The 11,215-nt window shown below is 64.4% G+C and carries 10 protein-coding genes; 2 read left to right on the top strand and 8 right to left on the bottom strand.

The features are described from left to right. Positions 1-177: 177 nt before the first annotated feature. From hemN to IOC69_RS12215, 6 genes are all read right to left on the bottom strand, one after another. Positions 178-1,530 carry an oxygen-independent coproporphyrinogen III oxidase gene (gene hemN, locus IOC69_RS12190; protein WP_290543833.1) on the bottom strand — a complete coding sequence of 451 codons (1,353 nt, stop codon included), beginning with the start codon at positions 1,528-1,530 and terminating at the stop codon, positions 178-180. 93 nt (positions 1,531-1,623) lie between these two features. Then, the gene (locus IOC69_RS12195; protein ID WP_290543834.1) at positions 1,624-3,003 is read right to left on the bottom strand and encodes an aminotransferase; all 1,380 of its coding nucleotides are present in this window, start codon (positions 3,001-3,003) and stop codon (positions 1,624-1,626) included. Between the two features lie 660 nt (positions 3,004-3,663). After that, positions 3,664-4,893, bottom strand: a complete 1,230-nt coding sequence (ispG, locus tag IOC69_RS12200; RefSeq protein ID WP_290543835.1) for a flavodoxin-dependent (E)-4-hydroxy-3-methylbut-2-enyl-diphosphate synthase — start codon at positions 4,891-4,893, stop codon at positions 3,664-3,666. Positions 4,894-4,899: 6 nt separating this feature from the next. Next, positions 4,900-5,709: an iron chelate uptake ABC transporter family permease subunit gene (locus tag IOC69_RS12205; protein ID WP_290543836.1), complete on the bottom strand. Its 810-nt coding sequence runs from the start codon at positions 5,707-5,709 to the stop codon at positions 4,900-4,902. Then, on the bottom strand, positions 5,706-6,488 hold the full coding sequence (locus IOC69_RS12210) for a metal ABC transporter ATP-binding protein (RefSeq protein WP_290543837.1): 783 nt from the start codon (positions 6,486-6,488) through the stop codon (positions 5,706-5,708). Before IOC69_RS12210 ends, IOC69_RS12205 begins: the two co-directional genes overlap by 4 nt. Continuing rightward, positions 6,488-6,961: a transcriptional repressor gene (locus IOC69_RS12215; RefSeq protein ID WP_290543838.1), complete on the bottom strand. Its 474-nt coding sequence runs from the start codon at positions 6,959-6,961 to the stop codon at positions 6,488-6,490. Before IOC69_RS12215 ends, IOC69_RS12210 begins: the two co-directional genes overlap by 1 nt. 77 nt (positions 6,962-7,038) lie before the next feature. Between IOC69_RS12215 and IOC69_RS12220 the strand changes: the two genes are divergently transcribed. Continuing rightward, on the top strand, positions 7,039-7,332 hold the full coding sequence (locus IOC69_RS12220; protein WP_290543839.1) for a cupin domain-containing protein: 294 nt from the start codon (positions 7,039-7,041) through the stop codon (positions 7,330-7,332). A gap of 66 nt (positions 7,333-7,398) precedes the next feature. Then, positions 7,399-7,779, top strand: coding sequence for a hypothetical protein (locus IOC69_RS12225; RefSeq protein ID WP_290543840.1), 381 nt, complete (start codon positions 7,399-7,401; stop codon positions 7,777-7,779). 180 nt (positions 7,780-7,959) lie between these two features. On the opposite strand, the gene IOC69_RS12230 is transcribed toward IOC69_RS12225, so the two are convergent. Beyond that, positions 7,960-9,579, bottom strand: a complete 1,620-nt coding sequence (locus tag IOC69_RS12230; protein ID WP_290543841.1) for a L,D-transpeptidase family protein — start codon at positions 9,577-9,579, stop codon at positions 7,960-7,962. A gap of 14 nt (positions 9,580-9,593) precedes the next feature. Beyond that, positions 9,594-10,943, bottom strand: coding sequence for a glutamine synthetase family protein (locus IOC69_RS12235; protein ID WP_290543842.1), 1,350 nt, complete (start codon positions 10,941-10,943; stop codon positions 9,594-9,596). Positions 10,944-11,215 lie beyond the last annotated feature (272 nt).

An 11,215-nucleotide genomic window follows, 5' to 3' on the forward strand; every position in this document is an offset into this window, starting at 1 on the left:
ACGGGGACCAAGCTTGACCACGGTCTCTAGGGACCAGCCCGGTAAATCGGTCTCCCGCCAACACCGGGGGTGCGGTCAGGCACCCCCGGCTCCTCCATTAAAGCGCAAATCGTCGAGACAAGCCCGGCCATGATGAGCTGGGGAGGTGGGAGGAAAAGTAGAAAGAACGCCTTGCGATTATACCGCCTTGGCGTGCCGGTTGGGTGCCGCCACGAAGTGCGCGTCATAGGCGGCGGCCACGGCGCGCAGGAAGAGACGGTGCTTCGGGGGAACGATGACGCGCGCGCCCTTCACCTCGGCGATGCCGGCGAGGATGGCCGGTTCGAGCTTCTCCGGCGCCTCATCGAAGATGGCCGGGTCGAAGCCGTGACGCCTGGCGATGTCCGCGGCATCCACTGACAGGTCGCACATCAGGCGCTCGATCACTTCCGCGCGCATGCGGTCTTCCGCCGTCGTTGCGAGGCCGCGGGTGACCGGGCTTTCGTTGCGGTCAATCGTCTGGGACCATTCCAGCGTGTCGCGCGCCGACTGCACGAAGCCTTGCGGGAATTCGCCGATGGCGGAAGCGCCGAAGGCCAGCAACGCGCCGGAGACATCCGTCGTATATCCCTGGAAATTGCGGCGCATGGCGCCATTCTTCGCGGCTGCCGTGAGATCGTCATGCTCCAGCGCGAAATGGTCAAGCCCGATCAAGGCATAGCCATGGGCGTTGAGTTCGCGCTCGATGGTGGTGGCCTGGGCATAGCGCGCGCTGACGCCCGGAAGCTCCGCATCATCGATCATCCTCTGGTGCTTCTTGAACCACGGCACATGAGCATAGCCGAAGACCGAGATGCGGTCCGGCTCCAGTTCCGCCGCCTGCCGCGCCGTCCTGGCGGCGCTCTCGACCGTCTGGGCGGGCAGGCCATACATGAGGTCGAAGTTCACCGACCGGAAGCCCGCCTCGCGCAGAAACCCGGTGGCCGCCTTGACGAGGCCGAAGGTCTGCAGGCGGTTGATCTTCATCTGCACCGGCGCCGCGAAATCCTGGACGCCGAAGCTGATGCGGTTGAAGCCCATGGAGGCCAGCACCCTGGCGCGCGCGCGCGTCAGGGTGCGCGGGTCGGATTCGAGCGCCATTTCGCCGCCGCCCGCCAGCCCGAAGCCCCTGTCGATGGCCTCGACGATCTCGCCGATGTGCAGGTCATCGAGATAGGTGGGGGTGCCGCCGCCGAAGTGGAGGTGGGTCACCCTGCCTTTGCGCCCCCCGAACAGCGATGCCTGGCGGCTGATGTCCTTCACCAGATATTCGACATAGCGCGCCGCGCGGTCATAGCTGTTCGGCACCGAGGTGTGGCACCCGCAATACCAGCAGAGCTGGCGGCAGAAGGGAATGTGGACATAGACCGAGAGGGTCGCCTCCGGGTCCAGCGCCGCCAGCCAGTCATCCGCCTGCTGGCCCGGGAAGGACGGCTGGAACTGAACCGCGGTCGGATAGCTCGTATACCGCGGAACGTCCTGGGTGGCGAAGGGGAGAAGCTGACTGTCCATGAAGACTGGCGCTAAAGCTTGTCGCGTCATATCTCATTGACTTCGATCAAGCTCCCGGCGGAACTTGCGCCCGCCGGGAGGGCATGGGGCAGGTCAGTCGCGGGCGTTCTCCCTGCGCGCCCAGGCTTCCATCTGGTCGAGGCCGCGCTCGAAGATATCGAACATCTCGTGGATTTCGTCGGTGGTGATGATGAGCGGCGGGCAGAGCGCCACTGAGTCCTGGATGTTGCGGACGATGAGACCCATCTCCTGCAGCGCATTCACCGTCAGGGCGCCGATCGTCTTCCTCGGGTCGAAGGGACGCTTCGTTGCCTTGTCGGCGACGAGTTCGACCGCGCCGATGAGGCCCACGCCGCGCGCCTCGCCCACCAGCGGGTGGCCGGCGAGCTTTCTGAGCCGCATCTGGAACACCGGGCTCATCCTGGCCGCGTGCTCCATGATCTTGTCGCGCTGGTAGATCTCGATGGTTTTGAGCGAGATGGCGCAGCCGACGGGATGAGCCGTGTAGGTATAGCCATGGCCGAAGGTGCCGAGCTTGCGGCTTTCGTCCAGCATCGCCTGGTAGAGGTCTTCCTCAACCGTCAGTGCGGAGAGCGGGAAATAGGCCGAGGTGATGGCCTTGGCCATGGAGATCGAGTGAGGCGTCATGCCGAAGGTCGTCGACCCGAACCAGTTGCCGGTGCGCCCGAAGCCGCAGATCACTTCGTCCGCGATGAAGCGGATGTCATGCTTCGCGAGGATGGCGTTGACCCTCTCCCAATAGCCGGCGGGCGGCAGCAGCACGCCGCCCGCACCCATCAGCGGTTCGCCGATGAACGCGGCGATGGTGTCGGGCCCCTCGCGCAGGATCATGTCTTCCAGGTCCTGCGCCATGCGCGCCGCGAACTGCTCCTCGCTCTCGCCCTCCTCACCATGGCGATAATAATGCGGGCATGAGGTGTGCAGCACATTGGCGATCGGCAGGTCGAAGTCATTGTGCACCCACGGCAGCCCGGTGAGCGAGGCCGACGCGATGGTCACGCCATGATAGGCGCGCATGCGGCTGATGATCTTCTTCTTGCTCCTCTTGCCGCGCGCGTTGTTGTAGTACCACGACAGCTTGATCTGCATGTCGTTGGCCTCGGAGCCCGAGGAGCCGAACAGCACCTTGGACGCAGGGCAGGGGGCGATTTCCTTGAGCTTCTCGGAAAGCTCGATCACACCGTCATGCGACTTGCCGCCGAAGGCATGGGTGAAGGACAGTTTGCGAAGTGCTTGCGCACCCGCCTCGGCGATTTCCTGATTGCCATAGCCAAGGGCCGTGCACCACAGCCCGGCCATGCCCTCTATGTAGCGCTTGCCCGTGTCGTCATAGAGATGGATGCCGCGGCCCTCGTTGAGGATCAAGGGCCCCACCTCGCGGTGGCGGGCGAGGTTGGTGTAGGGGTGGATCACCGTCTCGATGTCGCGGACGGCCATGTTCGACAGGGGCATTGCGGATCCTCCGGTTGGGAACGACTATATCAGGGTATTCCGGGATGGGAACTCCCCCGGTTTGCTCTTTGTTTTCATGGAAGCTTGATGTCACCCCTTGGCCAGGTGGTGAGCATGGGAGGTTTGACCACACCGCTGAAGGACTCCTTGGCTTGTCCCGCTTTCTGGCAGGGCGCCGGGTGGGGCGCTGCGGCTTTGAAGGCGGCGCGCCTGAACGCCGCCAGATCTGGGCAATTGCCGGACGGCGCTGACCCCAAGGTCCGGCGTCGAAGTTTTCCAGAGTCTCACGGCCCGCACCGTGCTGGCCGGAATGGCCCCGGGTTCACAGACCGCTTCGCCGGCGGCAAGCCCGGTGAGCCAAGGGGACAACCATCAGGCACGCATCTCTTCGACCGCGTCCCCGCAAGGACATTCAGGCCACGGACCAACGGCCTCGCCGGACGCTTCAACCGCCGCCTTGCAGACGCCATCGACGCACACCCCGCCAGCGGCCAGAACGGAGGCAAGAAACGCTTCCTCTGCCACCCGCAGCGAGACATCTTCATCGCCGCACCCGCCACAAACGACGAAAATGCCGGACACCGATGCCCGGGGTTCAACGCTTGCCTAGAGACGCTTCACAATCTCACGGGGCACAACGGGTTGGCCGTGGTGACGGCATCATACCGCACCCCACCGCCCCTTCACGTAATCCTCTACGATATCCTTGAATTGCCGCGAGAGGTTCTCGCCGCGCAGTGTCATCGCCTTCTTGCCGTCGATGAAGATCGGGGCCGCCGGAAGCTCGCCCGTGCCGGGGAGCGAGATGCCGATGTCGGCGTGCTTCGATTCGCCCGGGCCGTTGACGATGCAGCCCATGACGGCGAGCTGCAGTGTCTCGAAGCCGGGATAGTCGCGCCGCCAGTCGGGCATGCGGTCGCGGACGTAGGCCTGGATGTCCTGCGCCAGTTCCTGGAAGGTCGTCGATGTCGTGCGGCCGCAGCCGGGGCAGGCGATGACCATGGGGGCGAAACTGCGCAGCCCCATGGTCTGCAGGATTTCCTGAGCCACGGTCACCTCGCGCGTGCGGTCGCCGCCGGGCTCCGGCGTGAGCGAGATGCGGATGGTGTCGCCGATCCCTTCCTGCAGCAGCACGGCGAGGGCCGCCGTGGAGGCGACGATGCCCTTGGATCCCATGCCGGCCTCGGTAAGGCCCAGATGCAGCGCGAAATCGCAACGCGACGCCAGCGAACGGTAGACGGCGATCAGGTCCTGCACCTCGGAGCATTTGGCGGAGATGAGAATCTTGTCCTTCGGCAGCCCCAGTTCCACGGCGCGCTGGGCCGACATGAGGCCCGACTGCACCACCGCCTCGTGCATCACCTCGCGCACGTCCAGCGGCTGCGCCGACCGGGCGTTCTGGTCCATCAGCCCGGTCAGCAGCGCCTGGTCGAGCGAGCCCCAGTTGACGCCGATGCGCACCGGGCGGTCAAACTTCATGGCTGTCTCGACCATCATGGAGAAGTTGCGGTCCTTTTTCTCGCGGAAGCCGACATTGCCGGGGTTGATGCGGTATTTGGCGAGCGCCCCGGCGCAGGCGGGATGGTCGTTCAGCAGCGTATGGCCGTTGTAGTGGAAGTCGCCCACCAGCGGCACGTTGACGCCCATCCGGTCCAGCTTGTCGCGGATATGGGGCACGGCTTTCGCCGACTCCTCACGGTCAACCGTGATGCGGACGAGTTCGGAGCCCGCACGGGCAAGGGCCGCGGTCTGCTGCGCGGTCGCCCCGGCATCTGCCGTGTCGGTGTTGGTCATGGACTGGACGACGATGGGGGTGCCGCCCCCTACGGTGACGTGGCCCACCTTGACAGGGATGGATTTGCGGCGGTTCCTGATCGCGGAATAGCTCATGGGTTATTAACTGGCCTGACGACGCAACAAGGTCAAGACGAAGAGAAGGGCCGCCGAGAGCACGATGGCCGGACCGGCGATGGCATTGGCGAAGGCGGAGAACGCCAGCCCCATCGCCACCGCCACGCAGGCGATGGCGGCGGCGGCCAGCGCCATGGTCTCCGGGCTGTTGGCGAGCCGGCGGGCAGCGGCGGCGGGAATGACGAGCAGCGCGGTGATCAGCAGCAGGCCGGCGATCTTCATCGAGATCGCCGTCATCAGCGCGATCAGGAGCACGAAGCCCAGCTCGACGCGCCTCACCTTGACGCCCTCCGCCTGAGCCAGTTCCTCATGCACCGACATGGCGATGAGGTCGCGCCACAGCACGCCGAGGATCAGCAGCACGGCAGCGCCGCCCGCCCAGACTATGGAGACGTCCGTCCAGCTCACCGTGAGGATGTCGCCGAACAGGAGGTCCATATGGTCTGCCGCCGAGCCGGTGACGAGGCCCACCGTGACGATGCCGAGGGCGAGCGAGGCGTGCGACAGGATGCCGAGCAGCGTGTCAGTGGCGAGGATCCGCTGGCCCTTCATCAGCATGAGCAGCAGCGCCACGGCGACGCCGCTGGCGACAGCGCCCAGCGTAAGGCTGAAGCCGAGGAGCAGGCCAAGGCCGACGCCGAAGAGGCCCGAATGCGCCAGCGTCTCGCCAAAATAGGCCATGCGCCGCCACACGATAAAGCAGCCGACGGGACCCGCAACGGAAGCGGTCGCCAGCCCGGCAAGAAGCGCCCGCTGGAAGAAAGGCTGGGTGAGGATGTCAAGCACCGGCGTCAATGGCGGTGACCGTGATGGTCATGGTCATGGTCATGATGATGGTCGTGATCATGGCTCTCATGGTCATGATCGTGGTGGTGGGTATAGGCCGCGATCATGCGCGCCGCGGCGGGGCCGAAGAGCTTGGCGAATTCCGGGTCCTGCTGCACCTTGATGGGTCCACCCTCGCAGCAGACATGGCCGTTGAGGCAGACGACATGGTCGCTCTCCGCCATCACCATGTGCAGGTCATGGCTGACCATCAGGATGCCGCAGCCATGGCGCTTCCGCACGCCGGAGATCAGCTCATACATGCGCGCCTCGCCCATGAAGTCGACGGCCTGCACGGGCTCGTCGAGGACGAGGAGCCCGGGCTTCCTCAGCAGGGCGCGGGCCAGCAGCGCGCGCTGCAGCTCGCCGCCGGAGAGGCGCGATACGCTGGCGTCCTTCAGGTGCGGTATGCCGGTCTCGGTCAGCGCCGCGTCAATCTCGGACCCGGTGGGCCTGAGCGTCAGCGACAGCAGGCGGCGCACGTCCAGCGGCACGCTGGAGGTGAGCGGGAAGCGCTGCGGCACATAGCCGATGCGCAGCCCCCTGGCGCGGATGATCTCGCCCGAGGTCAGGGGCTGCAGGCCGAGCAGGCAGCGCACGAGGGTGGACTTGCCCGCGCCATTGGGGCCGATCACGGTGACGATCTCGTTGGGGCGCACGTCGAGGTTCACCTTGTCCAGAATGGTGCGTCCGCCGATGGCCAGACTGGCATCGCGCGCGCTGAGGATGGCATTGGTGACTTTCAGCATCAGCGGGCCTCCTGGCAGGCGGCGCAGAGGCCAGTAAGCTCGACGACGCTGCGGTGGACCTCGAAACCCCGCGCCTTCGCGGCGGATTGCAGCGCCCCGAACATCTCCGGCGCATCAAGCTCGGCCACAAGGCGGCAGCGCTCGCAGACCAGCATGGCGGCGGGCTTGCCCTCATGCGGGTGGGTGCAGGCGATGAAGGCGTTGCGGCTCTCGATCCTGTGGACGAGGCCGTGCGCTTCGAGGAAGTCGAGCGCGCGGTAGACGGTGATGGGCGCCGGCCGCGGCCCATGCCGCGCCATGCGCTCGATGATGTCATAGGCGCCGACCGCGGAATGGCTTTCGGCCACGCAGTTCAGCATCTCCCGGCGCTGGCCGGTGAGGCGGGAACCGCGGCGCTCGCAGGCGCGCTCGGCCCGCGCGAGAAGTTCGGCGGTGCATGTGGCGTGGTTGTGGTGCGGCGCGGGGACGGACATGGACGTTATAATATAACATGCTTGCGGCAAGTTCCAGTTCCATCCACGATGGCGGGAGATTTTTGAGGAGAGCCGCCATGTCCGACCACAGCCACGGGTCCGCCAAGTCCACGGTGTTCGTGGAAAATGACCGGGTGATCGTCACCGAATGGCGCTTCGCGCCGGGCGCCAACACGGGCTGGCACAAGCATGGCCATGATTATGTGGTGGTGCCTTTGATGGACGGTAAGGTGCGGCTCGAGACTCCCACGGGCCCGGCCCATGCCGAGATGAAGGCGGGCGTCCCCTATTTCCGCCATGCCGGGGTGGAGCATGACGTGATCAACGCCAATGACACGGAATATGCCTTCATCGAGATCGAACTGAAGTGAGCCTTCAGGCCGCGTTCATCCAAGTGTGGTCGAGTTCGGCTTGGTTCTCCATCCGGGGAGATCTCGATGGTGCTGTGCCGCGCCACCCTCTTCGCCGCCTTCGCCTGCCTCACCGCCACGTTCCGGCCGGCGGCAGCCGACGTCATCAAGTTCAAGATGCCGTCCAACAATGTGGGCTGCCATTACGAGTCTTCGCCGAAAGATGTGCTGAGATGCCTCCGCTACGAGCCGAGCGTGATGGGCGTGTTCCTGGATGAGAATGACGCCTTCGCATCCCGGCCCGAGATGTGGGGACCCGCCCTTGTGGGTGAGGGCATGCTGGTGCTGCAATATGGCGAAAGCCTGAGCCTGGGCGGGATCACCTGCACGTCGGAACAGTCCGGCCTCACCCGCGAAGGCTATGGTCACGGATTTGCCGTCAGCCGCGGCAACATCGACACCTACTGAGCAAGGGGGGAGCAAGCTCCGATGATCCGCATTGCCGCTGCCGCCGCCGGCATGATCGCCCTCGCGCATGTTCCGTTCAGGCGGAATCGCCCGAACGGAACATGCGCCAGATCAATATCTTGAGCATGATCTTATCGCAAAACCGATTCAACTTCTGCGGATCATGCCCGGGCGCCGCCATCAGCTGGACGGCTTGCCGCTCAACGCGGCGCCGAGCTTGCGGTCACGGCCATAGATATCGGGCCGGAACTCGATCGAGCCGCCATCGCCCTCGAAGGCGGTCGCATAGATCAGGTGCACGGGGATGTTCCGCGGCAGGCGGACGCGCGTTGTCTGGCCGCTGGCGAAGGCCTGGTCGATCTTCGGCTTCGGCCAGCCGGCGATGCCGCCCACCAGATGATAGGCGAGGTCCATCGGCCGCGACAGGCGGATGCAGCCATGGCTGAAAGCGCGCGTGATGGCGAGGAACTTGTCCTTGGCCGGCGTGTCATGAAGATAGATGTTGTAAGGATTGGGCAGCATGAACTTCACCTTGCCCAGCGCGTTCCTTGGGCCTGGCTTCTGGCGGAAGGTGAAGGGGAAGTTGCCCTTGCCATAGGCATTCCAGTTGATGCCGCCCCAGGAGGCGAGCTTGCCGTTCATGAAGACTTCGAAGTCGCCCGCATAGGCGGACGGGTTGCGCCGCAGCTTCGGCAGCATCTCGCCCGTCGCGATGGAATAGGGCACCGTCCAGGTGGGGTTGATCTCGACATATTCGAGCTCGTCGGAAAACTCCGGCGTCTGCGTGGCGACCGCGCCCACCACAACATCCATGCGGTCGACGATGTCCTCGTTCCGGACCTCGCTCAGTTCGAAGGCGGCGAGGTTCACCATATAGTGGTGCGCCCCGAGGTCTTCCGGCATCCAGCGCCAGCGCTCCATGTTGAGCATGACCTGGCGGGCGCGGCCGGCCGGCGGCACATTGAGTGCGAGGATTGTCTGCTTGCCGATGATGCCCCTGGGTTCCAGCCCGTTGCGCAGCTGAAAACTGCGCACCGCCAGCGCGGTGGAGGAATCATATACATCGCCCTGATCGGCCTCGCCGCCGGGGTGGTCGCCGGTCAGCATCAGTTTTTCGCGGATGTCGGGGATGCGCGGATCGCTGTCGCCCGGCTTGATGTCGGCCCCCATCGGGATCGAGTCCCAGTCCACCGACTCCGACATGGCGCGGTAGAGCGCCAGGATCTTCTTGAGCGCCTGATAATGCGGGTTGTGCGACTCGAAGGCGTCAAGGAAGTCGCCCGGGTCATTCTGCTTCGAGAAGCCCGTCATGATGGCGAGCACGTCCACCGTTTTGCGGTTGCGGTAATTCTTGGGATCGACCTTGGTGGGCGTCAGCCGGCCGATCTTCAGGTCTGTGGCGTAGTTGACGAAGAAAGCGGTGAAGAACAGTTCGGCCAGCGCCGCGCTGTCCGCATCCACGGGGTCGATGGTGTCGCGCAGCTGGATCAGCGCATCGATGGGATAATCGGTCGGATTGAGCCCGTCGTCACCCGCATCGGCGAGGCGCTGCAGAAAGGGCGTCATGCGGCCTGTGCCAACCCAGTAGACGGGCCCCTGGTCGCGGATGTAATGCGCGATAAGCGCGGGGCGTATGCGCTCCAGCGGCAGCGGCAGCCGCTCAGGATCATTCAGCACCGCAGCGATCGCCGCCTGCACCGCCGCAGCGGGCGGCGCGGCAGTGGAGGGCCTGGCATGCGCCGCGGCGGCAAGACCCGCCCACAGCAGTATTGCAATCAAGACTCTCGTCGCCATACGCATGCCGATTTCGATCCTTACACGTTCAGCAGAAGGAATTCGCGTTCCCAGGAACTGATCACGCGGCGGTAATTCTGCATCTCCTCGTACTTCACGTCGTTATAGGCCTCGCAGAACTTTTCGCCCAGCACCTGTTTCAGGGCTTTCGTATAGTTAAGCTTGTCGAGACTCTCGTCGAGGCTGATCGGCAGGGTGTGGGCATAGCGGTAGGCCGAGCCCTCCACCGGGTCCGACGGCTTGATGCGCTCCACCATGCCAAGATAGCCGCAGGCCAGCGAGGCCGCGAAGGCAAGATAGGGATTGGCATCCGCCCCCGGCACGCGGTTCTCGACGCGGGTGTTGGACGGGTCTGATGACGGCACGCGCAGCGACACGGTGCGGTTATCGATCGCCCAGTGGACATTGGTCGGGGCATCCGAATCAGGCACCAGCCGGCGGTAGGAATTGACGTTCGGCGCGCAGAGCGAGAGCGCGGCCGCCAGATAGCGCTGCAGGCCGCCGATGTGGTTGAGGAACTGCTTGGACAGCGAGCCGTCCTTGTTGGCGAAGATGTTCTTGCCGGTCTTCAGGTCGATCACCGACTGGTGGATGTGCATGGAGGAGCCGGGCTCGTTCTGATGCGGCTTGGCCATGAAGGTCGCATACATGTCATGCTTCAGCGCCGCCTGGCGCACCGTGCGCTTGAACAGGAAGACCTGGTCGGCCAGTTCCAGCGGATCGCCATGGTTGAAATTGATCTCGAGCTGCGCGGGTCCGCTTTCATGGCTCAGCGTGTCGACGTCAAGTTCCTGCGCCTCGCAGTAATCGTAGATGTCCTCGACGATGGGGTCGAAGTCGTTGGCGGCATCGATGCCATAGGCCTGGCCGCCCGGTTCCTTGCGCCCCGAACGTCCAATGGCGGCATCGAGCGGATAGTCCGGATCGATATTCTTTTTGACGAGGTAGAACTCGAGCTCGGGCGCAACGATGGGCTTCCAGCCCTTGTCCTTATAGGCTTCCAGCACGCGCTTCAGCACGTGGCGGGGCGAAATCAGCACCGGCTCGTCATCGAGATGGAAGGCATCGCAGATCACCTGCGCGGTCGGTTCCTGGTACCACGGCACGAAGCGGATCGTGTCCAGGTCGGGTTTCATGTAAATGTCAATGGCGCTGTCGGACACCGCGCGGGTGTCCTGCGTGTAGCGGCCGTTGATTGTCAGCGTGAACACTTCCTCGGGGATGCGAAGCCCGCGGGAGCGGTTGCCGGAGAGAAATTTCTTAGGCGGAAGAATCTTGCCGCGCGCCGTGCCGTTCATGTCGGCCACGAGGCATTCCACCTCGCTGATCTTGTGCTCGCTCAGCCATTCCTCAAATCGCGATTGGGTCATGATCGTCCAGGGATTGTTGCAAATGCCCAATCTAGCGCGGAAGCTTGACCAAACAAAAGGGGGGCCGCTGGCGCATGTTCCGCTCAGGCGAAACCGCCTGGGCGGAACATGCGCCAGATCATATGCTTGAGCATGATCTTATCGCAAAACCGGTTCCACTTTTGCGGATCATGCTTGTCTTATGACAATTGCGTTCGAAAGTGCGAAAAGAGATCCGCTGGACGGGAGTTATAACTCCCGTCCAGCGGCGAGGGACGGATCGTGATTTTGCT

Source organism: Aestuariivirga sp., assembly GCF_020252405.1.
Taxonomy (GTDB): Bacteria; Pseudomonadota; Alphaproteobacteria; order Rhizobiales; family Aestuariivirgaceae; genus Aestuariivirga.